Source organism: Paenibacillus sp. FSL L8-0333 (assembly GCF_037965665.1).
Lineage (GTDB): Bacteria > Bacillota > Bacilli > Paenibacillales > Paenibacillaceae > Paenibacillus_AQ > Paenibacillus_AQ odorifer.
In genome coordinates, this window is sequence record NZ_CP150186.1 from 1,220,875 (window position 1) to 1,247,162 (window position 26,288).

The following is a 26,288-nucleotide window of genomic DNA, read 5'->3' on the forward strand; positions in this document are numbered from 1 at the left end:
AGTTCTCCATCCTTTCCTTGGTATAAATATTATAAAATAAACTCCCGATAAGGGACGTTCCATACCGTCTCGTGGGCTAGGCGATGCCCCTGATAGCCATCTTCCCCATAAGCGGTTCCATGATCTGAAAAAGCCAGGCAGAAGACCGGATTGCCGCGTTCCCGGAACGCATCGAACAACCGGCCCAGTTCACCGTCCACATAACGAAGAGCGGCGCGCTGGCTGTCTACGGAGTCTTTTTTAGCACCAGGTACAAAATAATGATTTGGTCCGTGAATGGCAGAGACGTTGAGGAACATAAACAATCTTTGCTCGCTAGGAGTATCCTTTAGCAGCTTCAAGGCATGGTTCACCTGATGCTCTGTGGAACGCGGATTGGTCACACCGAAGGTCATCCGCCAGTAGCTTTGCTGGAAATAGCTTGGCAACACACGAGCGAGTGGATTTTTTTTGGTGAAAAAAATAACACCTCCAATACAAACCGTACGATAGCCCTCAGCAGCAAGTCCTGACACGATATCCGGCGTATCGAACAGCCATGTATGGGGATGCGTCTTCATTCCGGTGTTTCGGGAATGGAACATGCGGATATGCTCGGTTTTATCCGTTGTGGCTGGAGTTGGCAAGAAGCCGCCGAAAAAAGCGTGATGGGCCGCATAAGTAAAGCTGCCGGGAGTATGTCTTTTCTCCCAGGGTCCCGTTCCGCACAGGTTCGGGCAGTTCGCTTCCTCCATAGTAGCTGCATCGTATCGAAGGGTATCGAGTGTGATCATTAGAATGTCATGGGTGCCAACGATAGTGTTCATATCCATTAAGAGGATCCTTCCTTTATAAGCGGTGTTGAGGGATGAGTAATATAGTCTCTGGCGGTCAATACCTTCATTTCCCATTCGTAGGTGCTGCAGCCACGGTATTTCACATCGTACAGCAAATCGCCAAAAGGATTAACATCGGCGACAAAACACTGCTGCGATCCTCCAGATATCAGCACGTCTATCCCGGCAACTCCAGAACGGGGAAATGCCGCCAGCGCTTGCAACGCGGTATTTCGTACCTGCTCCTGTATGAATTCTGATAGACCGGCTTCCGAAGGAGACATCCGCTGGCTGCGTAAATGCAGATTCGTAATTGGGGTGGAACTTACACGAGCAATTGCATGACAGGCTTCGCGGAGAACCACGAGCTGGCGGATATCGAAGGCTTTGCCGTTATGGCCGATCTTAGGAATCCATTGCTCGGCATAACCACCATGTCGATAAATCCAGTTAATAATGCCGGAGATCGTAGCGGTATCTGTGTACCGCCGCAGTTTACCGGAATTATAGTAAATGGGTGGTCGGGTGATATAATTCTCGACCCCCACTGTAGTTAAGGCAACTTCGGCACCTGTAACGGGATGGAGCTGATAGGCGATCACCCCGGAAGCGGCAGAGCCGAAGGCTAGCTTGATGAATACCCGGTGCATTCGCCGGGATATCATCATCTCACGGAGAGAGGCATAGTCCGTAGGCTGCTGTTCCACGCCTAATGGACGAGGAATAGTGATGCCTGCCTCACTTAGAATCTGTTGTGTCCGACGTTTATCGGTCATGGCCGCAATGTCTGCGGGGTCATTTAACCATAGCGAACCTGAACAAACCTCTTTGGCTTCGCGCTGTAGTCTAGCCAGCATGCGGCAATAACCGCGGAACCATTGCGAAGGATGATGCAGGACACCCTGCATCTCCTTCAATTGATGAGCTACCTTCACACGGAGTGGGCGCGGATCAGGTCTTTCAGCGTAGGGATGCAGCGAATCGTCAACATCAACGGCATCAGGTGCGCCAAGAGCGATTAAGGCACGTTCTACTTCAAAGCTGCTTCCAGGCGATTCCAATCTCAGCAGCGGGGGAGCCGCACTGAGATCTATTCCGTTATAAACAGCCGGCTGGCTGGATAACTGCTGCTTCTGCACTTCCAGCAGATCACCTAACGATTGACCTTGCAGGAACTCAGCATACGATAAAATGATGGCGGGTGGCATTCCGAGATCGGAACGCGCTTGCTGAATGCCGCTAGTTCGTTTATCTCCGGGAATACCAATAACGATCATTGGCCGCATGAGGGGCTCATTCTGTGATGGAAGGATAACGCCAGTCTTCCTCATCATCGCTTTCCTGCTTGTCGCTGACATCGACAGGCAATCCACTCTTTTGCCAGCGGCTGATCATCTCGTCAGACATATAATGATGGCTTAGGTTCAATGCCTTTAGTCCCTTGATTCTCTCGCTGGCTAGAAGCAACTCAGCCCCCTCGTCGCTGAGGGTACCTAGAGACAGATCTAGCGTATCCAACTGATCCAGAATTGGAGCATTTGCTACTGCACCGGCGATTTCATCTTGTATTTCGCTATTTTTTAATCCCAGATAGGTAAGTTTAGGGAACTTTCCTACTTCTAAAAGAGGTAGAATATCTGCGAGGCTTCCGTCAAAGCCGTAGTTATCTACGCCAAGATATAGTTCCAGCTTACGCAAATTCGGCAATTGGCTGGCTGCAATATTTTCAAGCACGGTTTTACTCAAGCCACCAGTGATAATAATTAGCTTTTCTAACTTGTCATGTTTTAGCTCTGAGAGGCTTAGCTCATTTCCACCTTGAATGGTGAGTGATTGTAATTCTGGAAAGGCAGGCAACAGCGGTGATAGATCGCTTTGGGTAATCCAAGAAATCTCGCACTCCTCATAACCCATCTCACCAATAAAAAGCTTGCGTAAAGCAGGGAAGCTTGCACTATGCGTAACCAGCGCATCCACAACCTCATCGGAGCTATTCTCGTAGGCTTGCCCCCAATCACCAATAATTAGGCTGGTTAGTGACGCACTTTCAGCGCTGCTGCTTAACTTCTCAATTGCTTTGCCAATTCTTTGACCTTCTTCGAATTCGTCGTATCCGATGCTAAGCTTTACTTCCGTCATGGGTGTTCCCTCCCGGAAAAATTTAACTTCGAAAATACCCTATCATCTGTAGCCGAGGGAGTCAAATAGCTGAATATAACTATAGTTAAACTCTCCATATTATTGAGGTGAAATTTTGTGGTAGGTTTATACTAGAGGCATTTTTATTTTTTTGGAAGGAGTTATTCGTATGAAGAATAAACTTCAGGAATGGATTATTGAGACGGATATAATTAAAATGCAAGAGGCTCTGGAAGCAGGTTTAATCAACTCAGAGGATATAGTTCAAGTGTATTTGGAGCGGATCCATAAATACGATATAGACATAAACTCTATTTTAGAAATAAATCCAGAGGTTATACAAATCGCGCGAGCACTCGATAAAGAACGAGCAGAAAAAGGGAGCCGGGGGAGCCTGCACGGTATTCCTATTGTATTGAAGGATAATATAGACACCGCGGATAAGATGCATACGAGTGCCGGTTCTGTAGCTTTAGCTGGATCAATTGCGGCAAAAGATTCATTTGTAGCGGCCAAGCTTCGATTGGCGGGGGCTATTTTACTTGGGAAGGCGAATATGTCGGAATGGTCTAATTTTATGTCTAGTACAATGCCTGCGGGATATAGCTCGCGGGGAGGGCTTGTACTGAATCCGTATGGACCTGGGACGGTATTTGTCAGTGGTTCCAGCTCTGGGCCTGCGGCAGCCGTAGCAGCGAATCTGGCAGCAGCAGCGATCGGAACGGAAACCGCAGGATCTATTATCGGTCCAGCCAGCCAACATGCTCTTGTCGGAATCAAACCTACGGTGGGATTAGTCAGCCGTACTGGAGTCATTCCCATTTCAGTAAGTCAGGATACCCCTGGGCCTATTGCTAGAACGGTTACAGATGCGGCAATTATTTTAGGGGCATTAACCGGAGTGGACGCCAACGATTCAGCAACATTTTCAAGCAAAAAATACGCTTATACAGACTATACTTCAAGTTTAGATAAAAGCTTTATACGACAAGCAAGAATAGGTATTCCACGGCATTATTATAAGCATTTAGACACTGAGAGGCTTGCAATTATGGAAGCAGCTATCTTGACCTTGAAGAACGAAGGGGCTACCATTATAGATCCTGTCACAGTACATGTTGAACAACAGAATTGGAATAATGATGTGATTTGTTATGAATTTAAAAAAGGGCTCAACCAGTATTTAGCACAAGTAGATGAATCCGTTCCGATTCACTCTTTGCAGGAATTGATAGCCTATAATGAAAGACATGCTGAGATTGCCTTGCAATATGGACAAGACACTCTGACAAGATCAGAAGAAATAACATTAACTGAAGAGGTCTATGAAGAGAAGAGACAAGAATACAAGGAATTAGCGCTTGAGCAAGGAATAGATTATGTGTTGGAACAATATAGTTTAGACGCGTTATTGCTGCCTGGTGATGTAGATGGCATGTATATTGCGGCACGCTTAGGTTATCCATTAGTTACCGTTCCGGCGGGATATGTATCTCAAGGCATTATTGATGCGGATGGGGATTCGACCAGGGGGCCTTTTGGTGTTGTTTTTTCCGGAAAAGCTTATAGCGAGCCTACGCTCATAGCCTTAGCATACGGGTTTGAACAAGCTACGTATCACCGGATTCCTCCTCAATTGGAGTAGAATTAGGCTAACTTAGAATAGAAGGAAGCGATCAGTTTGAAGTATTGCCTGGAATGTGGGACTGCGTTAGTAATGAAAGAAGCCGATGGGGAAGGGCAGGTACCTTATTGTAATGCATGTGAAATGTTCCGATTCCCTATTTTCAGCACGGCGATTAGTACAGCAGTATTAAACAGGGAGAAAAACAAGATTTTATTAATTCAGCAATATAATCGGCCAGACTACATATTACTCGCAGGATACGTGAACAAAGGTGAAGATGCGGAAACGACTCTCGTACGTGAGGTAAAAGAAGAGGTAGGACTTGATATTGTCGCTTATGAATATATGCGCAGCTTGTACTTCGCACCATCCAATACGCTAATGCTGAATTTTATAGGTGTTGCAGATTCGGAGGACTTGAGCCAGGTGAGTACTGAGGTTGATCATGCTGAATGGTTTACCTTGGAAGAAGCCGCCAGAGCGATTAAAAAGAACAGCCTAGCCGAAACCTTCTTACTGGCGATTATTGAGAAATTGAACGCGGGACAGGTACAGGTCAATCCGGTAGCTGTTGGAGGAAATTAAAAAGGAGCCATGAGGCTCCTTTTTGTTGTTTCCATGCAAGGGGGGAATTATTTAAGCTTATACACACGAGCTTCATAAGGGCGAAGCTGAATTGTGTTTAGTTCTTCTTCTGGATTTACTTCGTAGTTGGCAATAAGCAGTTCCTTCGTTTGGAATTTCACAGTAGAAGGAAGTTCGAAGGTCGCGGGCACTCCGAAGAAATTCAATACAACCAGTAGCTGTTCTTCTCCAAGAGTACGCAGATAAGCATAGATCTGCTCGTTCTCTTCAGCCAAGATCGTATAGCTACCATATACGATAATTTCATGCTGCTTGCGTAGCTCAATAAGTCTCTTATAATAGTAAAAAATAGAATCAGGATCAGCCAGCGCCTGCTCCACATTAATTTCCTTGTAATTAGGATTTACGGCTATCCAAGGAGAGCCCGTCGTGAAGCCTGCCTGCGGCTCGGCGTTCCATTGCATTGGCGTACGGCCATTGTCCCGGCCTTTAATGTAAATGGAGTTCATGATAGCTTCTTCCGAATGTCCGGCAGCCAAGTATTCTTTATACATATTCAGGATTTCAATATCTTTGTAATCGTTGATGGAATTAAACTGTACATTCGTCATGCCGATTTCTTCGCCTTGATAGATGTAAGGTGTGCCTTGGAGCGTGTGCAGCAGTGTTGCGAGCATCTTGGCAGACTCTTTCGGATATAGCTTATCATCTCCGAAGCGGGATAACATACGCGGCTGATCGTGGTTGTTCATATACAGACTGTTCCAACCTTTACCGTCCAGCGCGACTTGCCATTTGGAAATGATGGACTTGATGTCCGCCAGCTTCCAAGGCTGCACATTCCATTTGCCTCCAGGTCCGGAATCGACGTCCATGAGCTCGAAATGGAATACCATGTTAAGCTCGTTGCGATCCTCGGAAACATACAGTGAAGCTTCTTCTGGAGTGACATTAACGGCTTCGCCCACTGTCATGATATCGTACTTGGACAGGACCTCACGGTTCATTTCCTGCATATACTCATGTACGCGTGGTCCGTTAACGAAATAGTCTCCTCCGAAGTGGTACGTAGGCTGTTCTCCGTTATTTTCTGGGGCAACGCTAGGTAATTCCGGTACTTTGGAAATCAAGTTGATTACATCCATGCGGAATCCGTCAATACCCTTGTCCAGCCACCAGGTCATCATATCGTAGACTTCCTGGCGCAGCTTAGGATTATCCCAATTCAGGTCGGGTTGCTTTCTCGAGAAGAGATGGAGGTAATATTCCTCCGACTTCTCATCGAATTCCCAAGCCGAACCGCTGAAGAAGGAGCCCCAGTCGTTAGGCGTCTGTCCGTCCTGGCCCGGCCGCCAGATATAATAATCACGATAAGGATTATCCTGCGATTTGCGGGACTCCACGAACCAAGCGTGCTCATCAGAGGAGTGGTTGACCACGAGATCCATAATCAGCTTCATGCCGCGGCTGTGAAGCCCAGCTAGCAGTTCCTCCCAATCAGAGAGTGTTCCGAAATCATCCATAATACTTTGATAGTTACTGATATCATAGCCGTTATCGTCGTTTGGCGACTCATATACCGGGCATAACCAGACTACGTCGACGCCAAGCTGATTTAAATAATCGAGTTTCGAGATAATGCCCTGCAGATCACCGATGCCGTCCCCGTTACTGTCTTTGAAGCTGCGGGGGTAGATTTGATAAACTACGCTTTCTTTCCACCATTTCTTATCCATGTATAACTCTCCTATCTCTCTATATAAATCTTAGTTATTTAATGGACCCTGATGTTAGTCCACTTATAATCCATTTTTGCGCGAACAAATAGACCACGAGCATCGGGGATAAAGCGAGCAGATACGAAGCAAAGGCTAAGTTGAAATCTGTGCTGAATTGACCTTGGAAGACATACTGTACAAGCGGAAGTGTGTATGAATCCTGATCACCGAGCAGAATCAACGGCAGCATAAAGTCGTTCCAAGTCGACAGACAAGAGAGGATACCAATTGTTGCACTGACCGGAGCAAGAAGTGGGAAAATAATCTTCCAGAACGTTCCGAATGTCGTTGCACCATCTACTGTGGCAGCTTCCTCTAGCTCATAAGGAATAGAGCGGATATAGCCAGTGTATACAAACACGTTAAAAGCCAAGCCATAAACAATGTATAGAATAATAAGACCCAAAATGTTGTTCATATGCAGATCCGTTGTCACTTTGACCACAGGCAGCATAATAATCTGGAAAGGAATAAACATTGCGCTGATAAAGTAAAAGTAGAGCGCTTTGAAGAATTTTCGGTTCATATTGCGGGCAATCGCGTAGGCTACCATGGAGTTGGTAAGCAAGATGAACACTACTGATGTTATTGTGATCGTGGCGCTATTTCCCAAGGCGTTGAAGAAATTAGTTGCCTTAATGGCATTGGCGAAATTCTCAAAATGCAGGCCAGTCGGCAGTGAAAAGATGGATTGAGCCATTTCCTCGGGATTCTTTAACGCGATAGCAATAGTCATGTACAGCGGAAAAAGGATTAGTAGTGAGCCTAGCGCGATAAGAATCGTTGCAGGCCAGTTGCTTGATTTTTTGATCATAAGTCCATCTCCCGTTTCTGCAGAAATTTAAGCTGAAGGGCGGAGATCACAACGATCACGATAAAATAAATCACGGCGTTCGCCGATTGATAGGCAAATTCTCCGCCTTGGAAGCCGCCTGTATAGATTAAGTGGGCAATGGATTGTGTTGAACGTCCAGGTCCCCCACCTGTCAAGGCTACGATTTGGTCGAATACCATTAAGCCGCCCTTCATCGCCAGCACCATGTTGATCGTGAAGAAGGAAGCAAGCATTGGAAAAGTAATGCTCCAGAATTCTCTCCAGCGGCTAGCGCCGTCCAGATTGGAGGCTTCGTAAAGATCTTGCGGAATCGTCTGTAGACCTGCCAGATAGAGAATCGTGTTATAAGCAATTCCCTGCCAGACGGCTACAATGACGATACCGATCCAGGCCCAATCGGAGTTGCCGAGAATGTTCTGCGAAAGGAATTCGCTGCCAAGCTTCTCGCCCCAGATAGGGAATACATTTGCGAACAAATAGTTGAAAATAAAGCCGACAATCAGCACGCTGAGGATATTAGGCAGGAAATATACACCGCGGAAAAAGTTTTTGGCTTTAATCTTGGCGTTAAGCCCAAGCGCAATCAACAAACTGATGATGTTGATGAGAATAGTTGTTAAGATGGCATATTTAAAAGTGAACACATATGAATTCAGCACATTTTCGTCTTGAAAAATGTTAATGAAGTTCTTAAATCCTACGTAATCAAAGCTGTCACTGAAGCCGTCCCAGTTAGTGAACGAATAATAAATACCCTGCAGTGCAGGAAAGGTGTGAAAGGCAAAGAAAAGAAGCAATGCCGGTATAGTCATTAGATAAAAGGCGACTCGGCGTTTGGCCATCATGTAATCCTCCTTGGAAAAGAGAAAGAGAAGGGGGAGTCCCGTTCTCTTTCTCGGCTCTTATTTGTCAGGTCTTGTTATTTCCGGTCAGCTACCTTATCCCATTCTTTATCAAGCTGTTTCAGGTACGCATCAACATCTTTCTTTTGCAGGAAGGCTTGATTGATGGTATCCACTTTCATGGCACTTGGGATGTAGTGGTCCGCAAAGTCGGCCAAGTTACCTGAGGTAAATGCTGCTTTGAAGCCGTCCATTGTCGGATCATCTTGTGTTACACCTTGCACAGCTGGGAATGCTTTTTGCTCGTTAATGTAGAGGCTGACATTCTCAGGCTGGAGCAGGAATTCCACGAATTTTTTAGCTTCTTCTTTATGTTTAGTGCTCTTAGAGATAGTCAACAATGTGTCTACGCCAGAAATGACCTTATTGTTAGCAGCATCATTTGTCGCTGGGAAAGGGAATACACCAAGCTCAATGGATGGATTAGCCTTCACGATTTCTGGGATCGCCCATACCCCTTGCAGATACATTGCAGATTCACCTTTTGCGAAAGCTGTGTTGCCGTCATTGTAGCCTTTTCCAAAAATATCTTTCTGACCGAACTCCGTCAGCTTAAGCAGCTTTTCAGCAATTTCGTTGAAGCTGTCTGCGAAAGTCACAGTACCTTCAGTACGCTGCTTGAAGAAATCATTGCCTTTTATGATTGTAGAGAGGGAGTTGAACGGCGTAAGGGTTGTCCAGGAATCCTTAAGGGTCAGGTAAAAAGCATTTTTACCGCTGTCCTTGAACTTTTGAGCGACGGCAATGAACTCGTCCCAAGTGGTTGGCACAGTAACGCCGGCTTCAGTGAACATCGCTTTATTGTAAATGACACCACTTGCGTTCGAAGAGAATGGAAGACCATTCAGCTCGCTAGAACCCGTCAGGTCTTTCAGCATTTGAACATAAGCAGGCTGGATACTTTCAGCAAGTGGATCACTAGAGAAGTCTTCAAACAGACCACTTCCGGATAATGTTTTGTAGGTGTCAGTGGCACCGATACCGACCACGTCAGGAATGTCTTTTTTAGCTGCACGAGTCTTCAGTACTGTTTCGGCATCCGGTGGGTTCACTTGAGTGACTACGATGTTCGGATTGGCTTCATTAAATTTCGCAACCAGCTTGTCGAAGGTGGCTTTGGCTTCGGTCTTATTTTGGAAAAACTCAATTTTCACCTTGTCACCGGAGGAGTTCCCGCCGCTAGATGTGTTGTCAGCCGCATTGTTACCACTATTGCTACCGCAGGCGCTAAGCACGGACATAGCCAGTAGACTAACCATTACGGGTTTAATTGTTTTTTTCATGATAAATCCTCCTAATAATGTGTTGGTATTATGGTGAATTTGGTAAGAGTAAACGTTTACGTTGATTGCAAATTTAAATGATATTCATGTTCTTCTAAGCGACGGGTATGCCATAAAAGAAACAGTAAACGTTTACGTAATATTGATAAAAAGACTTAGGTAAGCGATCTTACCGTTTGTCTTTCCACAATTGTGTGATCGACAATCTGGCTGTTCACAGACTCGCCTGTTTCAATCATCTGAATGAGCTTCTCCACGGCGATCTTTCCAATATCGTACAGCGGTTGGCGTACTGTTGTTAAAGGCGGAATAACCATTTTGGCTAATCCAAGATCGTCATATCCCATAATGGAGATATCCTCGGGCACGCTTAGACCATTTTTGATAACGGTGGAGAGGGCACCAATCGCCATTTCATCACTAGCAGCAAAAACGGCAGTCACATCAGGCGCTTGCTCCAAAAGAGTCTCCATAGCTATACTTCCGCTCTCATACAAAAAATCTCCGTAAGCAAGATAGCGGCTGTCAAAAGGAATGCCATTTGCTTCAAGCGCATGCTTGTAACCTTCTGCTCTTGGCGCACCAGCGATAAGATCGCTAGGGTTCCCACTAATCATGGCTATTTTGCGGTGACCTTTTGAAATTAAGTAGAGGATAGCGTCAAAAGCTGCTCGATAATCATCTACTTTCACATAAGGGACCTTGGCGAATTCTGTTTGGGAAGAGACCAGTACAACGGGGATCCTCATGGTTTCTAGCACATCGTAATATTCTTTCTTAAGGACTTCACTAGAAAAAATAATGCCATCAACCTGTTTCTCTCTCAGGAGCTGCAAATACTTCAACGTTCTTTTACCGTCCTGATCGGTATTGCATACCATCACACTGTAGTTCCGGTCATTGGCCAATTCTTCAATACCTTTGAGCAGATCGGAAGAGAAGGCACCAGAAACACTAGGGAACATAACACCAATGGTCTGTGTACGCTTATTGATTAGACCCCGGGCAATCGCATTGGGTTGATAACCAATTTCTTTGATCGCCTCATTTACCTTTTGTTTCGTTTTGTCCGAATACCCACTTAAATTGTTTAGCACGCGAGAGACTGTGGCAATGGAAACGTTCGCTTTCTGTGCAACATCTTTAATCGTTGGGTTCATTCCTATGAGCTCCTTAAACTACGGTTATCCTTGAATTAAACGCTTACGCTGATGAGAGTAAGTTATGAAGGAAGAGAACGTAAACGCTTACCCCGAATATAAATGCTGGTAGGCGCTTTTGTCAACTGTACTTAAAAAATAAAAAAATGATCAAAACTACGCAAGAGCAGTAATCTTTTAATAGGAATGATACCGATGTATATACCAAAAATTTACTTAGAAATATCGGAATTGACAAAAGAATATTGGAGGTCTAACATTTAGAGAGTAAACGCTTACGTAAAATTTTAAAATATGGCATGCAAGCCCTGGTTTTAATGATTTACTCGGATAAGGAGTTGCATTTATGAATATTTATCTCGAGATTCCGGATGTAGATAAGCACTTTCCTTACCGCAGTTTACTCTGCAATGGTGATACGTTGTGTTATCCGCATTGGCATAAAGAAATTGAAATTATCTATGTTACTAAAGGAAGCCTGAATCTGGGAATTAACGATACCCCTATTCACATGGAGCAGGGCGAGGTTCAGTTTATCAATGGTGGGGATGTGCATTATTTTCTCTCTTCACCTGAGAGTGAACGGGTAGTGATTCAATTTGACCTGAATTTGTTCCAAGAAGTAGCCGCTTTGAACGGTAATGACTACTCACTTCGTGAGGTCTTTACGCTTATGGAGTATTCCAGTTCAAGATGGCCCGTGGCAACTGCCGCGAAGGTCAAAGGTCTGATTGAGAGTATTTACGAGGAAGATGTACAGCGAAGAGAAGGGTATGTTTTTCTAATCAAGGCTAGATTGTTTGAACTGCTGACCGTTATTTTACGGGAGGTGCCGAAGAGTCCGATCAAGAAACAGCCTAAGTTCTCGGAAGATACACTGAATCAATCCAGAGAAACACTGGAGAGACTAGAGCGGATTTTTATTTATGTGGAGCAGCATTATCAGGAGGCTATTTCGCTGAATGAGGTAGCTAATTATATGGGTTTTAGTCCTTATTATTTTACCAAATTGTTCAAGAAAAACACGGGCATGACCTTTATCGCGTTCTTAAATGAATACCGGCTTAACAAAGCCAAATGGATCTTGATCAATGAAGATCTGCCGATGTCTGCCGTGGCGGAAGCAGCCGGGTTTGGCAGCGTGAAGACCTTCCATCATTTTTTCAAGGAAGCAACGGGGATATCCCCGCTGAAATACCACAAGACAATATTCGGGAATAATACAGCAAGATTGCAGGAAGAAAGCCCTTCCTCAGCTTTGTATGATAGAGATATCAAAACAGGAATAAGTGGAGGTTAGACCAGAATGACTTTAACAGTAGGAATTATCGGCTGCGGAGGTATTGCGAACGGCAAGCACATGCCCGCGTTAAAAAAAGTAGAAGGTGCGCGAATGGTTGCTTTTTGTGATATCGTCGCTGAACGTGCCGAGAAGGCAAAAGCGGAGTTTGGAGATGAGCAGTCCGTAGTTTACACAGATTATAAAGAGCTTCTTAACGATGCAAGTATAGATGTGATTCATGTATGTACGCCGAACATTTCCCATGCGGAGATTTCCATTGCGGCTATGGAAGCAGGCAAACACGTAATGTGTGAGAAGCCGATGGCTAAAACCACGGCAGAAGCACAAGCGATGATCGAGGCCTCAGAGCGAACTGGGAAAAAGCTGACCATCGGTTATCAGAACCGTTTCAGACCAGATTCAGCTTATCTGCATGCGGTATGTGAGAATAATGAGCTTGGTGAGATCTATTACGCCAGAGCTAAGGCTATCCGTCGTCGCGCTGTCCCAACTTGGGGTGTGTTTTTGGATGAAGAAGCGCAAGGCGGCGGTCCGTTGATTGATATCGGCACCCATGCGCTCGATTTGACCCTGTGGATGATGGATAATTACAAACCTAAATATGTCGTGGGCAACGCTTATCATAAGCTGTCCGGTCGTAAAAATGCTGCAAATGCTTGGGGCCCGTGGGATCCTGAGAAGTTTACAGTTGAGGATTCCGCCATTGGATTCATCACTATGGAGAATGGGGCTACCATCGTCTTAGAAGCAAGCTGGGCACTGAATACACTCGATGTCGGTGAGGCCAAAACGGTACTTTGTGGGACTGAAGGCGGAGCAGATATGGAGAACGGTCTGCGCATTAACGGAGAAGCCTACGGTAAAACATTTGAAAAGCATATCGGTCTGGATGCCGGTGGCGTCGACTTTTATGATGGTGCGGGAGATGATCCTGCGATGATAGAGGCAGCTCAGTGGATTGACAGCATTGTAAATGACACCGAGCCTGTAGTGAAGCCGGAGCAGGCGTTGGTTGTGACTCGCATCTTGGAGGCTATTTATAAATCCTCTGAAACTGGAATGCCTGTGTTTTTTGAATAATTAAGCAAATTCGATGGTCATAGATAAATATGAACTAGGAGTGTGTCCCAAGTGACAAGAGTAACCGTATGGAATGAATTCCGTCATGAACGGCAGGAAGAAAGAATTCTTAAGGTCTATCCGCAAGGTATTCATGGACAACTGGCCAGCTTCCTTCAAGAAGCAGGACTGGACACTCAGACAGCTACGCTGGATGAACCAGAGCACGGGCTGACGCAAGAGGTATTGGATAACACGGATGTACTGATCTGGTGGGGACATATCGCCCATCATGAAGTAAGTGATGAGATTGTAAACCGTGTACATGCGCGAGTGCTGCAAGGTATGGGACTTGTAGTGCTTCATTCGGGCCATATGTCCAAAATCTTTATGAAATTAATGGGCACCAGCTGCGATCTGAAATGGCGTGAAGCTGAGGAGAAGGAGCGCCTGTGGGTCATGGACCCAAGTCACCCGATTGCTGAGGGTATTGGTGAATACATCGACTTGGAGCAAGAGGAAATGTACGGTGCGCATTTTGATGTGCCAGCACCAGAGAGTCTTGTATTTGTCGGCTGGTTCGAAGGCGGCAACGTCTTCCCAAGCGGATCGACCTACCGTAGAGGCAGCGGGAAGATCTTTTATTTCCAGCCTGGTCATGAATCTTACCCAACCTATTACAACAAGGATATTCAAAAAGTTATCATCAATGGCGTGAACTGGTGTGCCCCAACGAAACGTGACTATCCGGTTTACGGACATTCTGAAGCCTTAGAGCCTATCAAAGAAAAGGTGGTCGTATAAATGAAATTAGGCGTATTTGATCCTGTATTTGGAAGCTTGAGTCTTGACGAGATGTTAGATAAAATCGCCGCCGCAGGTTTGAATGCGGTAGAAATCGGCTCGGGTGGTAATCCCGGTAATGCTCACTGTCCGACAGATGAGCTGCTTGCCAGCGAGTCAGCACGTCAAGAATATTTGGAAAAGTTCACGAAACGTGGCATTATGATCAGTGCCTTCAGTTGCCATAATAACCCGATTTCACCAGATAAAGAAGAAGCCCGCGCTGGGGATGAAATTCTCCGTAAATCGATCAAGCTGGCTTCACTCATGGGTGTTAAGGTCGTGAACACCTTTTCGGGAACGGCTGGGGACAGCGATGAGGCAAAAGCACCGAACTGGCCAGTCACGCCTTGGCCTACCGTGTACAGCGACATCAAAACCTGGCAGTGGGAACATAAGCTGATCCCTTACTGGAAGGAAATCAGCAAGCTGGCCGAGGAGCATGGCGTTAAGATCGGCATCGAGCTGCATGGCGGCTTCCTGTGCCACACCCCTTATACGATTTTGAAGCTTAGAGAAGCAACCTGCGATGCTATCGGAGCCAATCTGGATCCGAGCCATCTGTGGTGGCAAGGTATTGATCCTGTAGGTGCTATTAAGATTCTCGGTAAAGCTGGCGCGATTCACCATTTCCATGCCAAGGATACTTACTTGGATCAGGACAACATCAATATGTATGGTTTGACCGATATGCAACCTTATGGCGATGTGCAGACCCGCGCATGGACCTTCCGCTCCGTTGGTTGTGGGCACAGCATATCTGAGTGGTCAGATATCATGAGCGCGCTGCGCACTTACGGTTATGATTACGTGGTGAGCATCGAGCATGAAGACCCTCTTATGACGGTTGACGAAGGCTTCCAACGTGCAGTAACCAATTTGCAATCCATTCTTATTCATGACCAACCTCAGGGTATGTGGTGGGTGTAAGGTCAATTTAGAAAGCCTTGATTCTCTATTAAGAGAATCAAGGCTTTTTCTGTGTGTAGTGGGGGTGGAGGGGAAAACGGAAGAGCGGAAGGGAGTAGAAATGAGCTGGCAAAGAGATAGGGAGGAGGTAGAGACGAGTAGGAGCTAATAAGAAACGAACTAGAAACTAACCCAGAAATGTACTGGGAACGAACTAGTAACTAAACCAGAAATGAAACAAGAAACGAACGAAAAACCAACTAAAAACCAACTAAAAACCAACTAAAAACCAACTAAAAACCAACTAAAAACGAACTAAAAACGAACTAACTAACTAACTACCAATCAAAAATGAACTAGTTTGCTAACGGACTCAAATGCAGCTATTCGCGTGTTTTAGGTCTTTTTGAGCGAGTTTCGGACCCGAGAGACCTTATTGGTCGTGAAAAGCAAGGGATTCGAGGTGTTTAGAGCAAATAACTGCGCTGGAGTCCGATAGCATCTCAAAACAGCGGATTTGTTGCAAATAGGGTCTCTGGAGTCCGCAACTAATGTGCTTATGCGCTAGCTGATCTTCGATGGTAAAACCGTAGTTAGTTTGGGGGCTGGTGCGTTGAGCTTCGGTAGAATGGGATACGGGTAAATGTGCAGCGCAGTTAGTCTGGGACTGGAGCGGAGCGTGGTGGAGATGTGTTGGAGATGTGGTAGAGAAGTGGTGGAGATGTGGTGGAGAAGTGGTGGAGATGTGGTGGAGAAGTGGTGGAGATGTGGTGGAAAAATGGTGGAGTTTTGGTGCAGATGTGGTAGGTAACTGTGCTAACGGTAACGGGCAAATGAGCGGACGCAGTAATGAACGCAGTAATGTATGAGACGTAGGGCGGAAATGTATGAGACATAGGGCAGAAGTGTATGAGATGTAGGGCAGTAATGTATGAGACGTAGGGCAGTAATGTATGAGACATAGGGTAGAAATGATAGAGACATAGGAAAGAACAAGGTAGAACTGTGCTAAAGGACTCAGATGCAGCTATTCGCGTGTTTTAGGGTTTTTTGAGCGAGTTTCGGACCCGAGAGACACTATTGGTCGTGAAGAGCAAGGAATTCGAGGGTATTTGAGCAAATAACTGCGCTGGAGTCCGATAGCATCTCAAAACAGCGAAATAGATGCAAATAGGGTCTCTGGAGTCCGATAGCATCCCAAAACAGCGAAAAAGTTGCAAATAGGGTCTCTGGAGTCCGCAACTTATGTGTTTATGCGTTAGCTGATCTTTGCGTATCCAAAGGTCGGCTTTTTGTCGTGCATTCACTGGTTACAGTATTGCAATCTCTGCGTCAAGCGGGAGGGGACGAGTTGAAAAGAATAGGTACAGGCTGGTACGCAACATATTTGAAATGATTTCGTCTTTATATAACGGAGGTGGAGCAAGATGAATTTATGCTTTTCGGGAGGCCGGTTTCAAACTTTTTTACAGCGGAACATTAAACTGATGCTTGTATTTGGGCTTTTGTTCGCTGCTTGCTTTACAGGAGTTGGAAGGGTGGAAGCTGCTGGCTCAGATCTGATCATCGTGAACAAAAAAACAAACAAACTCGCGTATTTCAGTGACGGCAAGCTGGTGAAGACTTTTCCGGTTGCCACAGGGAAGTCGAAGGAACTGACGCCAGAAGGTAGCTTCAAAATGGTGGTTAAAGTAAAAAACAGACCCTACTACAAAGAGAAAATTCCCGGTGGGGATCCGGCCAATCCGCTTGGCGACCGCTGGCTGGGGCTGGAAGTGAACGGGACCTATGGCACGACGTATGCGATTCACGGCAATAATAATGAGTCATCGATAGGGAAGTATGTTAGCGCTGGTTGTATTCGAATGCATAATGATGATATTCATTGGCTGTATCCAAAAGTAGCCAAGAATACTCGAGTTATCATTACAACGAGCACACTGGCTATGGAGAATATTGCAACTAAAAACGGGTATTCTGTAGGAAGCAATAAGTTTGCGGGGACTTTTGAGATCAATGGGACGACAACAAAGCTGAAGGATCCTTTTATATTGGAAAATTCCCGTGTGTTTGTTCCGCTGAGAGAATCCGTGGCCTTACTGGGTGGAACTTTGCAGAGTGAAGCGGGGACAGGTGCACTGCTAATTACGATCGGCAATCGTACGGTGACACATAAGCCATTATCCAATAAGGCTATTGTGAATGGAAAATCCATTACGATTTTACCGTCACGCAATGAAAATAACCGATTACTAATTCCGCTGAGTATCTTGCCTGATTTATTTGCTGTTCAGGTGCAGTGGAATGCGCAGACTCAGGTGGTAAAGATTAAGTTATAATTGTTCTTGACCTTTTATTTCTGATTTAAATTGTTATATACTGTACTTATTCTAAAAATACGGACAATTACGGAGGGCCACCGACTGATGAATAACTAACACGTTTCCTGAAACAGACCATAAAGTTTGTGAAGTGCATATGCACAAGTCACGGAGCACCCGCGCAGGGTGATAACGGTCAGGGATACGTGTGTCGGTCGGGGGCCTTACGATGCTTTTATATGGATAGTTCTATCTATTGTGTTGGTTTACTCTGCATCCAGCAGGTGATCACGGCCGTAGTCTATCCATGTCTGGGCACATTCCCCCTTCATACGCTATTCGACCGCAGACCGCTGGCTGCGGTTTTTTATTTGCAATGAAATCGGAGGAATGAAAGATGACTGTAATTAAAGCGAAGAATTTACGTAAGGAATGGAACGGGATCCCTTTATTTAAGGAGGTATCCTTTGAGATAGCAGAAGGAGAGCGCGTGCTTTTATTTGGACGAAATGGGATTGGCAAAACCACACTGCTTAAGGGGCTGATCGGTCGGCTTACTTTTGAAGAGGGAAGTATCTATCATGGCCTGTCATCTGAAGAATGGGGTGTGCTCGATCAACAGCTTGAGGTACCAGGGGAAGTAACCGCATTGGACTACGTTCTTTCAGGGTCAGCGCAGCTGCCTGAATTAAAACGCCAGCTGGAAGCCCTCAGTCAGAGATTGCAGGAGCAGAAAGCTGATAACGAAGCTGAGTTGGCTGAATATGCAGAGGTGTACGATCGTTACTTGCAGCTTGATGGATATGGCTGGGAGGTCAAAGCGGAAAAAAGTCTAAAGCAGCTCAAGCTTGAACATGCAGTCTGGGAATTGCCATACGCCTCACTTAGTGGAGGGCAAAAGACACGGGTGCAATTAGCAGCATTATTAGCCCGGCAGCCCAAGCTATTGATTCTGGATGAACCGACCAATCACATAGATGGAGAAACGATGGAGTGGTTGGAGCATTGGGTGTGCAACTACCCTGGAACCGTGTTTTATGTATCACATGATCGAACATTTATTGATCGAACTGCGACGTCTGTGCTGGAGCTTAGTCCAGAGGGATGCCGGCGTTATTCGGGTGGATATACACAGTACCGGGAGCAGAAGACTATAGAGCTGAGGACATTGGAGGGACAATATAAAAAGCAGGAGCAGGAAAAGGAGAAGCTGCTGGAGAGCATTAGGCGGTATGCAGAATGGTTCCAGCAAGCGCATCGTGCTGCCGGACAAAACGATTTCCTGCGTTCGAAATCCAAGAAAAATGTGTCTCGTTTTCATGCCAAGGAAGCTGCGCTGGAACGGTTAAATAAGAACCGTGTAGAATTGCCCCGCGAGACTGGCAAGCTGAAGATGAAGCTGGAAAGCGAAGAGTTTCTGGCAGATTCTTTACTGACACTCCGTGAGATAGAGTTTGCCTATAAGGGGAGTGCGCCTTTTCTTAGGAATTTCAGCTTGTCGCTAAACCGGGGAGACCGATTGTCTATTCTGGGTCCTAATGGTGTTGGAAAGTCTACGCTGCTGAAATTAATTGCAGGGATCAATAAGCCTACACAAGGTGAAGTACGGCTGCATCCACGGACGACAATCGGTTATTTTGCACAAGAGCTAGATAACTTAGAGATGAACTCTACGATTCTGGATAGCTTGCTTGAACTGCCGGGAATGACCCAGACGGAGGCGCGGACAATTCTGGGTTGCTTTTTATTTACGCGGGACGATGTATTTAAACGGATTGGGGATTTGAGTCTGGGGGAGAAATGCCGTGTGGCTTTCCTCAAGTTGTATTTTGGAAAAGCGAATTTATTGGTCTTAGATGAACCCACTAATTATCTGGACATTGACACTAGGGAACGTGTAGAAGAGGCACTGATGGTGTATCCCGGTGGACTAGTGATGGTCTCTCATGACCGTTATCTTCACTCTAAAGTGGCTAATCGCTTGGTGATATTAGAGCCGTCTCAGGCACCAAAGTTTTTTCAAGGAACGTATGCTGAATACTTCGCAAAAGACAGAACCCGTCTGCTTACTGGTATAGAACAGGCTCGGGAGGATGACCTTGCCCTTCTGCAGCTGCGTCTGAATCAGTTGATTCAGAGTAGCAGTGTGGATTCTGAGGCGGAAAATGCAGCGCTAGTGGCAGAAATCGTTAATTTGCAGCGACAAATACAGGAACTAAGGGGCGAGGGGAAACCCGCATCCTCCTAAGCTGATAAAAAACACAACCTTGCTCAGGATGAATTTATCTTGAACAGGTTGTGTTTTTAGATAGGAGACGTAAGGTGTAAGGTGTATAATTTGGAGGAATGTGGATTTTTTGGCGATAAAGAAACCTTGAGAGGATGGTTGCAGAATTGCTGAAATTGGGCTCTTTTATATTGGAATTACTTCGATTATGTATATTGCTTGTGCTGACTTTATTAGTTTTGGGTTGGGCAGAAAGATTGATCTATCAATTGATATTTGGTCAGCCCGTGTATAACTGGAGTATGGGATTCGGGAATTTATTGTTATTTTTTATGCTGTACCGGAATCATTTTCAGTTTAAAGGCTGGTATAAATCAGAGAAGAACCAAAAGCTAACGCTCCTCACCACAAGAATAATCACCGTAATTTCCATAGGACTAATAATCCTGCCGCTAGGGCTGAGCTGAGCTTATGAAGATTAGGATCATAGGTGCTTGCGGCAGCGGCAAATCCTATATTGCCCGGGAGTTATCTAGAAAATATGGTGTAGAGTATTACGAGACAGACAACTTGGTATGGGACAGAAGTGCCGAGAATTTGCGTTTTTCAGTTGAAGCAAGGGATGCTCAGTTGGAAGAAATCCTTGATAAACCCTCATGGATTCTGGAAGGTGCACATTATAAATGGGGACAAGAGAGTTTTAAAGCTGCTGACTTAATCGTTATTTTGAACCCTAATAAAGTGATCAGGGATTTGAGAGTGTTTACAAGGTATATAAAAACAAGACTGGGTTTAGAGCAAGCGAATTACAAGCAGTCATTTAAGAATCTGTATGTGATGATTTTTGAATGGAACCGTGGATATGATCAGGAGGCCGCACATAGGATTATAGAGTTAACGGATACTCTGTCTGATAAACGGGTAATTGTTAAAAATAACAAAGAGCTGGAGCCCATTATCCAAGAGCATCTGAGGAAGGGATTGTTAAATAGGGATTGAGCGACAAAGTAAACGATAGAGAGAGGAGTGCTTGCATGGATAACATTCTACCCGAGCATTTGGATCAGGAGAATTTCATAGGGTTTTGGAAAAGAGTGCTGGCTTCCATTCTTGATTTCTTGGTCATTGGAATACCTGGGGTTATCGTATACTGGATACTCAATTCATTAGCTGTTTCATTACACTCGGAGATACCTATTATCCTGGAGTACATTTTGTTTATCGCATTTGATATCTTTATGATCGTTAGATTTGGCGGAACCCCTGGGAAGCTGATTTTAAAAATAAAAATTGTCAATGAACACGGGAATTACCCAACAGTGAAGGAAGCTCTGATTCGAAATGTTTTCCGAATGATTAGTATGATTCTTTCAATGGTAATTGCGGTCAGCAGCTATGACTTTACCGTTATTTCCGCCAAATTATCCTTATGGTCGGATTTGGCTTTTGACCTCACTCAAATCTTGGGTCCAATCATGCTGGTGGATTACCTGTTGGTTGGATTCCATCCCCGTAAACGTGCGATTCACGATTTGCTGGCTGGCACTTATGTTGTTGATAAATCCGCAATTTGAAGAATGCTTTTCACCAAGCATTCTTTTTTTAAATATTAGGTATTTTACTATTAAATATTTTAGTGTTAAAATACTTTTATAAGCAGCCGATCATCATGAATGTCAAAGGAGAACCTCTTGGAAAATCCAGATATTTTTAAGCTAATACATGCAGTTGAATTATTTACGAATGAAGTTATTGTTCGATGGATGAACGCATTTGATCACAATATTGGGATATCTCCAGTTCTAGTCTTGGGTGAATTGAATAAAAAAGGCCCCTTGAAGCAGACTATTTTGGCTAAGAGACTAGGATATACGCCGGGAGCAATGACAAACATTGCTAATCGACTAATTAAGCAGGGGATGGCCGAGCGAAAATATAACGAAGATGATCGACGGAATGTACTTCTATCTATCACGGACAAAGGAAAAGACGTTCTGAAGGAAGCACAGCTTAAGGGACAGGAGCTAAGAGCTGAAATGTTCCAAAAGCTCAATGAGGAGGAACTGCAGCAATTCTTGAAAATCTATGAGAAGTTGTTAATGAGCTTTGATAGCTCTGAAACATAAACCAAGTCATCTTAGAAGCACAATAACATTATAAAGGGGTATGAACATGGGAAGAGTTCAAGGTAAAGTTGCATTAGTAACTGGAGGCGCTTCAGGTATTGGCTTATCAGCTGCCACTCTATTAGCTAGAGAAGGAGCAAAGGTTGTCATTGCCGATTTTAATGTGGAAGCAGCCAAAGAAGCAGCATCTAAGATTAAATGTGAAGGCGGAGAAGCTGAAGGTCTTTTCTTAGATGCCTCCCAAGCGGATTCGATCAAGGAAGCTGTTGATTTCACAGTTGCTCAGTATGGCACCATCACAATATTGTTTAATAATGTAGGTCTAACTAATCTGCAAAAAGACCTTGATGTGGTCAATATAGATTTGGAAGAATGGGATCGCCTGATGAACGTGAATACTAAAAGTGTTCTGTTAGGCAGCCGTTTTGCTATTCCTCATATGATTAAAGCGGGCGGAGGGTCGATCATTAACACGGCTTCGATGTCAGCATTCGCTGGGGATTCATTGCGTACTGCTTATGGCTCCTCTAAGGCAGCGGTTGTGAACCTTACTCGATACATTGCTACACAATATGGTAAAGACAAAATCCGTTGTAACGGCGTGGCACCAGGGCTGATCCTGACACCTGCGGCAGCAAGAAATATGCCGCCAGCTGTATTGGATATTTTTCAAAAATTCAACGCCCTACCTTATCACGGTGAAGCCGATGATATCGGCAATACGGTTTTGTTCCTGGCATCGGATGAATCCAAATTCATCACAGGCCAAACGATTGAAGTAGAGGGTGGTCATTATATGTCTAACCCAAGTATCACGGATTTCCAGAATTACATGATGGAAGCTAAATCTAAATAAAAGATTATGTGTAATTAAAAATCCGGTCCATGCTCGAATTTATCGAGCGGGACCGGATTTTGGTATTTTAATGAATTAGCGTACCTCTAAAACCTCCTGCATAAAGGTCTTCAGAGCGGAGGGTTTGGCACTTGCGATCCATTGCTTTAACTCATCAGTTTGACCATTCATATACCATCCAAGCTTCTCTTTTAACTCTTGGTCAAAGACTTTAGGTTGATTTTTTCGTTCCGCTAACAGTTGTTTAATCATTTGTGGCCAGCGATACCCACTATGACCAAAGCTGAGTTCAGGATAACGCTCAGCAAGTGTCATTACCGAAGAGAGTGATTCACCAGCGTATAATTCTGCCGCCAAAAAGCTGCCAATAAAACGATGGCTATCATCATACTTTAGGGCGATCGCGAATTGTTTACGAGCTTCTTCAAGCTTCCCTTGTTGCATGAGGGCTGTGGCGTTAATAGAAAGTACATAACCGTTAGTATTGGGTCGGTTTAGTTCGTTGTAGTAGGAATAATATTTGTTATACGACTTCCAGTCGGCATGGTCAAAATAGTACTGCGATAATGTGAAGGCGTAATTAGTAGAAGGCTGTAGTTGTATTAGCTTTTCGAGTAAAGGAATCGCCTTATCTTCTAATGTTGTATCCTTTGTGAGGGACGATTTTGCCAGCATCATCTTTACTAGCATGTGCAGGGCATGAACATCCTGTGGGTCATCGGCAATATTTTGTTGGTACATTTCTAGTGCCTGATCCGTTTTCTTATCCAGTAGTAGTTGGTCAGCCGCAGTAAGCTCTCTTTCCTTGAGATAAAAGAACGGCAGATTGCCGACAGTGTCTTCGTTCAGCCTGTAGCCATTACTGCGGGTAATCAGGCGTCCATCTGCATCTAAGGCTTCAATATTCCAAGAAAAGCGCACTTCGGGATTCATAAATCCGAGAAGGGAGAGGGGGTCAATAGATTCCCAGCCATCTCCACTGCTGCCATAGGAAAAACCGCCGCCATCGTAAAGTTCTTCTACTGGAATGGAGATATGATTATCTACAATACGATCCCGAATTTGTACACCCAACACGGCCCCCTCCCCGCCACCGCTTAAACGATAGTAAGCTGCACCTTCAACAGCTTTCCAGCGGAAATCTATGGTCTTGCCCGTTAGGGTTTCCTGATTAATGGGAGACTGCAGCTCAAGCAGAGGTTGTAGAACTATGCTCTCATTCAACCTGCCATCCGGTTTAACTTCAATCCAATCGTCATATTGTACAGGCCAGGTCCAACCGTCGATCTGATCATAGCCAAGTCCAAGCTGTAACTGATAAAAGCCCGGAATCACACCGTGAAATTCGAAACGTCCTTCAGTATCTGTGACGATTCGGTAGGGTTCAGCAGAAGTGATGCTATGGTTAACTTCGCTTTCAGCACGGAGAAAAATACCTGCCCGCGGAACTGGGGTGCCATCGCTTCGTGTAAGGGTACCGGAGACGACAGCAGTTGAAGTATTTCCCATATCTATAGCAGACTGAATTGCGGTTCGAAGCGATTCCAGCTGTCTTTCAGTATCTGAAGTCCCAGCTTCTGGTGCTGCTGCTGATCCTGTATTGTCTGTGGAGCCTTCGTTCGAACTGCTGGTGGCAGCGTTCATTTGTTTATGAATATCCTGCCAGAATTTTTTGTACCTCTCCAAGCCATCTTTTACTACGGCAAGTGCTTCCTGCGCTTCGCCTTTTGTAAAGAGTAAACGCCCGGTAAGCCATGCTTTTTGTGCGTTTAGCTCTTCCTGATACTCGGATGGAAAGGGGGTTTGTTCAAGAATTGTTTCAGCGGTTGTTATATCGCCACTATTTAGGGCTCGCTCCGCTCGAAGGAGCTCCAGTTGTTTAGCTATATCGGAGTTGCTGTTTGACTGTTTCGTTGCGGTGATTAGCGCTTGATCTCCATCTTCCTTTCGGCCAAGAGCATCATATTCATAAGCTAACTGCTTAGCCGCAAATATACGTGTATTGTCCGAAGGCCCCTCAAGGATATATTCCTCAAGCAAAGGTACTATGTCCTCCGGTAACAGACCGGAACGCTGGGTTTCATCATTACTCCACTGGCTCATCGAAGGGCTGACATTAACGTCATATCTGTAGGGATCATAGCTGTGATCCTTATCAAGGATGTTTGTACGGATTAGCTCGATACGTTTACTCCCGGTTGTGGAAGCCAGCTTTTGCAGAAGATCAGTTCTAGCTATGTTAGATTGAATAGCTGTGCTCTGATCTATCTGCCTTTGTGAAGGTAAGAAGTTAAACAGAAGAATAAGCAGGGAGGCAGGGAGTAACACGAATAACACCAGATGTTTGATTTTTATCTTAATTCTCATGTTTTTTCACCGCCTGCTCGTAGATATCCTTCCAATACGTATTGCCTCCAGCTTCGATTAGTTCTCGGTTCGCACGCTGCGGGGTATTTTGTTGTGGCTGTTGTTTAACCTCTGGTTGATGTAGGGTAAGCGAAACTACTAAAATAATAGCACCGATCGCACCTATAGGTTTGACAGGGATCTCAATTTCTTTATTCCACAGCGCCAATAAACGGGCTCCAAAGGTTGGAGGATGAGTCTGCTTAATGACCCGGTCGTGTCCAGTGAACTGGAGGTTCTTTAATTCTTCATCCAGCTGCTTTTTGACCGCATCGCGTTCTGTATTCATAAGAAATGTCCCTCCTTCACCAAAATCTTTTTTAAGAGCGTCCGGCCTCTGGCGAGTCTGGATTTGATCGTATTTTCAGATGTATTTAATTGCTCGGAAATTTCCCGGATACTCATCTCATGAAAGTAATATAACGTCAGACATTCACGGTATAGATAGTCGAGATTTCTCATGGACTCGGCGAGCCTGACATTATGCCATTCCACCATAAAAAGCTCTTCCGCTCCGGCTGTGAAGTCAGCATCCTCGTTAGTTTGCAGCTCTGACCCTCCCGCCGGGAAAATATTACGCCAGCTCCACGTCCTTTGCCTCATGCGGCAGCGATTGACTACTATCCGTATCAGCCATGCCTTCAGCCGATCCGGCTCCTGTAACTGACTCATTTTGGCATAAGCTTGAATAAAAGTATCTTGTACCGCTTCTTCGGCACTTTGTCTATCTTTGAGCAGTAAAGAAGCGGTTCGCAGCAGCATATCTCCATATTCGTCCATTAACAGGCGGAGAGCTGACTCATCTTTTGCCACAATTCTCTCTATAATATTCAGATGTAGCTCCCCTCCCTTTACTAATAAGATGCGGATTGGAGGATTAAGGTTGCGTTTGGATGGAAAATTATTCAACAAATGTCGCGATTGCAGTTCGCCGGATAAGAGGTTACTGTTGGAATCTATTGTACAGATTGCAATGGGTCGCTTTTTCAAGCAGGATTAGCTCCTTTCTATTGTACGTTCTGCAATGAAACCCTTCGAGGCTGGGAATGACGGGTAAGGTCATATAGTTCATAGGTTTATGAGTTTACGAGTTTATAGTTAGATGGAGTTATGT

The 26,288-nt window shown here is 45.0% G+C and carries 25 protein-coding genes; 14 read left to right on the forward strand and 11 right to left on the reverse strand.

All coding sequences use genetic code 11. The features are described 5' to 3' along the window. Positions 1-29 precede the first annotated feature (29 nt). From NYE72_RS05235 to NYE72_RS05245, 3 genes are read right to left on the reverse strand one after another with little or no spacing between them, the layout of a single operon-like run. The gene (locus tag NYE72_RS05235) at positions 30-812 is read right to left on the reverse strand and encodes an STM4013/SEN3800 family hydrolase (protein WP_038568987.1); all 783 of its coding nucleotides are present in this window, start codon (positions 810-812) and stop codon (positions 30-32) included. After that, positions 812-2,149, reverse strand: a complete 1,338-nt coding sequence (locus tag NYE72_RS05240; RefSeq protein ID WP_244886425.1) for an STM4014 family protein — start codon at positions 2,147-2,149, stop codon at positions 812-814. Before NYE72_RS05240 ends, NYE72_RS05235 begins: the two co-directional genes overlap by 1 nt. Beyond that, positions 2,109-2,954, reverse strand: a complete 846-nt coding sequence (locus tag NYE72_RS05245) for an STM4015 family protein (RefSeq protein WP_038568990.1) — start codon at positions 2,952-2,954, stop codon at positions 2,109-2,111. The genes NYE72_RS05240 and NYE72_RS05245 overlap by 41 nt, the downstream gene beginning before the upstream one ends. Before the next feature lie 169 nt (positions 2,955-3,123). Here NYE72_RS05245 and NYE72_RS05250 point away from each other — a divergent pair, with 169 nt between their 5' ends. Both NYE72_RS05250 and NYE72_RS05255 read left to right on the forward strand, forming a co-directional pair. Then, positions 3,124-4,599 carry an amidase family protein gene (locus NYE72_RS05250; protein ID WP_038568992.1) on the forward strand — a complete coding sequence of 492 codons (1,476 nt, stop codon included), beginning with the start codon at positions 3,124-3,126 and terminating at the stop codon, positions 4,597-4,599. Between the two features lie 36 nt (positions 4,600-4,635). Continuing rightward, positions 4,636-5,166 (forward strand): NUDIX domain-containing protein, encoded by a 531-nt coding sequence (locus tag NYE72_RS05255; protein WP_038568994.1) that lies wholly within the window; start codon positions 4,636-4,638, stop codon positions 5,164-5,166. A 47-nt stretch (positions 5,167-5,213) separates the two neighbouring features. On the opposite strand, the gene NYE72_RS05260 is transcribed toward NYE72_RS05255, so the two are convergent. From NYE72_RS05260 to NYE72_RS05280, 5 genes are all read right to left on the reverse strand, one after another. Further along, positions 5,214-6,902, reverse strand: coding sequence for an alpha-glucosidase (locus NYE72_RS05260; protein WP_038568996.1), 1,689 nt, complete (start codon positions 6,900-6,902; stop codon positions 5,214-5,216). A gap of 34 nt (positions 6,903-6,936) precedes the next feature. Next, entirely contained in the window at positions 6,937-7,755 is an 819-nt protein-coding gene (locus tag NYE72_RS05265) for a carbohydrate ABC transporter permease (protein WP_038574152.1), read from the reverse strand. Next, positions 7,755-8,621, reverse strand: coding sequence for a sugar ABC transporter permease (locus NYE72_RS05270; protein ID WP_038568998.1), 867 nt, complete (start codon positions 8,619-8,621; stop codon positions 7,755-7,757). Before NYE72_RS05270 ends, NYE72_RS05265 begins: the two co-directional genes overlap by 1 nt. Before the next feature lie 77 nt (positions 8,622-8,698). Next, entirely contained in the window at positions 8,699-9,964 is a 1,266-nt protein-coding gene (locus tag NYE72_RS05275; RefSeq protein ID WP_038569000.1) for an extracellular solute-binding protein, read from the reverse strand. 155 nt (positions 9,965-10,119) lie between these two features. Beyond that, entirely contained in the window at positions 10,120-11,124 is a 1,005-nt protein-coding gene (locus tag NYE72_RS05280) for a substrate-binding domain-containing protein (RefSeq protein ID WP_036680403.1), read from the reverse strand. 346 nt (positions 11,125-11,470) lie between these two features. Here NYE72_RS05280 and NYE72_RS05285 point away from each other — a divergent pair, with 346 nt between their 5' ends. The 12 genes from NYE72_RS05285 (at position 11,471) to NYE72_RS05340 (ending at position 22,768) form a co-directional block, all read left to right on the forward strand. Further along, positions 11,471-12,424, forward strand: a complete 954-nt coding sequence (locus NYE72_RS05285; RefSeq protein ID WP_052096809.1) for an AraC family transcriptional regulator — start codon at positions 11,471-11,473, stop codon at positions 12,422-12,424. A 6-nt stretch (positions 12,425-12,430) separates the two neighbouring features. Then, positions 12,431-13,507, forward strand: a complete 1,077-nt coding sequence (locus NYE72_RS05290) for a Gfo/Idh/MocA family oxidoreductase (RefSeq protein ID WP_038569004.1) — start codon at positions 12,431-12,433, stop codon at positions 13,505-13,507. Positions 13,508-13,558: 51 nt separating this feature from the next. Beyond that, entirely contained in the window at positions 13,559-14,290 is a 732-nt protein-coding gene (locus NYE72_RS05295; protein ID WP_038569006.1) for a ThuA domain-containing protein, read from the forward strand. Further along, on the forward strand, positions 14,291-15,259 hold the full coding sequence (locus tag NYE72_RS05300; RefSeq protein ID WP_339211439.1) for a sugar phosphate isomerase/epimerase: 969 nt from the start codon (positions 14,291-14,293) through the stop codon (positions 15,257-15,259). A gap of 680 nt (positions 15,260-15,939) precedes the next feature. After that, positions 15,940-16,107, forward strand: a complete 168-nt coding sequence (locus NYE72_RS05305; RefSeq protein WP_155288089.1) for a hypothetical protein — start codon at positions 15,940-15,942, stop codon at positions 16,105-16,107. A 558-nt stretch (positions 16,108-16,665) separates the two neighbouring features. Further along, entirely contained in the window at positions 16,666-17,577 is a 912-nt protein-coding gene (locus tag NYE72_RS05310) for a L,D-transpeptidase family protein (protein ID WP_052096810.1), read from the forward strand. 379 nt (positions 17,578-17,956) lie between these two features. Then, positions 17,957-19,807, forward strand: coding sequence for an ABC-F family ATP-binding cassette domain-containing protein (locus tag NYE72_RS05315; RefSeq protein ID WP_038569008.1), 1,851 nt, complete (start codon positions 17,957-17,959; stop codon positions 19,805-19,807). 146 nt (positions 19,808-19,953) lie between these two features. Beyond that, a complete protein-coding gene (locus tag NYE72_RS05320) occupies positions 19,954-20,253 on the forward strand; it encodes a hypothetical protein (RefSeq protein ID WP_155288090.1) in 300 nt (99 codons plus the stop codon). Positions 20,254-20,257: 4 nt separating this feature from the next. After that, positions 20,258-20,785 carry a hypothetical protein gene (locus NYE72_RS05325; protein ID WP_038569012.1) on the forward strand — a complete coding sequence of 176 codons (528 nt, stop codon included), beginning with the start codon at positions 20,258-20,260 and terminating at the stop codon, positions 20,783-20,785. A gap of 35 nt (positions 20,786-20,820) precedes the next feature. Then, positions 20,821-21,360 (forward strand): RDD family protein, encoded by a 540-nt coding sequence (locus tag NYE72_RS05330; RefSeq protein ID WP_038569014.1) that lies wholly within the window; start codon positions 20,821-20,823, stop codon positions 21,358-21,360. A 117-nt stretch (positions 21,361-21,477) separates the two neighbouring features. Next, the gene (locus NYE72_RS05335; RefSeq protein ID WP_038569016.1) at positions 21,478-21,912 is read left to right on the forward strand and encodes a MarR family transcriptional regulator; all 435 of its coding nucleotides are present in this window, start codon (positions 21,478-21,480) and stop codon (positions 21,910-21,912) included. A gap of 46 nt (positions 21,913-21,958) precedes the next feature. Continuing rightward, positions 21,959-22,768, forward strand: coding sequence for an SDR family oxidoreductase (locus tag NYE72_RS05340; protein WP_038569017.1), 810 nt, complete (start codon positions 21,959-21,961; stop codon positions 22,766-22,768). A gap of 75 nt (positions 22,769-22,843) precedes the next feature. Here NYE72_RS05340 and NYE72_RS05345 read toward each other — a convergent pair whose 3' ends face one another. The 3 genes from NYE72_RS05345 to NYE72_RS05355 are packed head-to-tail and all read right to left on the reverse strand — an operon-like array spanning position 22,844 to position 26,164. Next, a complete protein-coding gene (locus NYE72_RS05345; protein ID WP_038569019.1) occupies positions 22,844-25,135 on the reverse strand; it encodes a carboxypeptidase-like regulatory domain-containing protein in 2,292 nt (763 codons plus the stop codon). Continuing rightward, positions 25,125-25,463: a hypothetical protein gene (locus tag NYE72_RS05350; RefSeq protein WP_038569021.1), complete on the reverse strand. Its 339-nt coding sequence runs from the start codon at positions 25,461-25,463 to the stop codon at positions 25,125-25,127. The genes NYE72_RS05345 and NYE72_RS05350 overlap by 11 nt, the downstream gene beginning before the upstream one ends. Continuing rightward, positions 25,460-26,164, reverse strand: coding sequence for a sigma-70 family RNA polymerase sigma factor (locus NYE72_RS05355; protein WP_305953530.1), 705 nt, complete (start codon positions 26,162-26,164; stop codon positions 25,460-25,462). Before NYE72_RS05355 ends, NYE72_RS05350 begins: the two co-directional genes overlap by 4 nt. Between the last annotated feature and the right edge of the window lie 124 nt (positions 26,165-26,288).

Excerpts from the sequence above, each read along its gene's own strand:
- NYE72_RS05235 (WP_038568987.1), bottom strand. The coding sequence starts at position 812 with ATGGATATGAACACTATCGTTGGCACCCATGACATTCTAATGATCACA.
- NYE72_RS05240 (WP_244886425.1), bottom strand. The coding sequence starts at position 2,149 with ATGATGAGGAAGACTGGCGTTATCCTTCCATCACAGAATGAGCCCCTC.
- NYE72_RS05245 (WP_038568990.1), bottom strand. The coding sequence starts at position 2,954 with ATGACGGAAGTAAAGCTTAGCATCGGATACGACGAATTCGAAGAAGGT.
- NYE72_RS05250 (WP_038568992.1), top strand. The coding sequence starts at position 3,124 with ATGAAGAATAAACTTCAGGAATGGATTATTGAGACGGATATAATTAAA.
- NYE72_RS05260 (WP_038568996.1), bottom strand. The coding sequence starts at position 6,902 with ATGGATAAGAAATGGTGGAAAGAAAGCGTAGTTTATCAAATCTACCCC.
- NYE72_RS05270 (WP_038568998.1), bottom strand. The coding sequence starts at position 8,621 with ATGGCCAAACGCCGAGTCGCCTTTTATCTAATGACTATACCGGCATTG.
- NYE72_RS05275 (WP_038569000.1), bottom strand. The coding sequence starts at position 9,964 with ATGAAAAAAACAATTAAACCCGTAATGGTTAGTCTACTGGCTATGTCC.
- NYE72_RS05280 (WP_036680403.1), bottom strand. The coding sequence starts at position 11,124 with ATGAACCCAACGATTAAAGATGTTGCACAGAAAGCGAACGTTTCCATT.
- NYE72_RS05285 (WP_052096809.1), top strand. The coding sequence starts at position 11,471 with ATGAATATTTATCTCGAGATTCCGGATGTAGATAAGCACTTTCCTTAC.
- NYE72_RS05290 (WP_038569004.1), top strand. The coding sequence starts at position 12,431 with ATGACTTTAACAGTAGGAATTATCGGCTGCGGAGGTATTGCGAACGGC.
- NYE72_RS05300 (WP_339211439.1), top strand. The coding sequence starts at position 14,291 with ATGAAATTAGGCGTATTTGATCCTGTATTTGGAAGCTTGAGTCTTGAC.
- NYE72_RS05310 (WP_052096810.1), top strand. The coding sequence starts at position 16,666 with ATGAATTTATGCTTTTCGGGAGGCCGGTTTCAAACTTTTTTACAGCGG.
- NYE72_RS05315 (WP_038569008.1), top strand. The coding sequence starts at position 17,957 with ATGACTGTAATTAAAGCGAAGAATTTACGTAAGGAATGGAACGGGATC.
- NYE72_RS05325 (WP_038569012.1), top strand. The coding sequence starts at position 20,258 with ATGAAGATTAGGATCATAGGTGCTTGCGGCAGCGGCAAATCCTATATT.
- NYE72_RS05330 (WP_038569014.1), top strand. The coding sequence starts at position 20,821 with ATGGATAACATTCTACCCGAGCATTTGGATCAGGAGAATTTCATAGGG.
- NYE72_RS05340 (WP_038569017.1), top strand. The coding sequence starts at position 21,959 with ATGGGAAGAGTTCAAGGTAAAGTTGCATTAGTAACTGGAGGCGCTTCA.
- NYE72_RS05345 (WP_038569019.1), bottom strand. The coding sequence starts at position 25,135 with ATGAGAATTAAGATAAAAATCAAACATCTGGTGTTATTCGTGTTACTC.
- NYE72_RS05350 (WP_038569021.1), bottom strand. The coding sequence starts at position 25,463 with ATGAATACAGAACGCGATGCGGTCAAAAAGCAGCTGGATGAAGAATTA.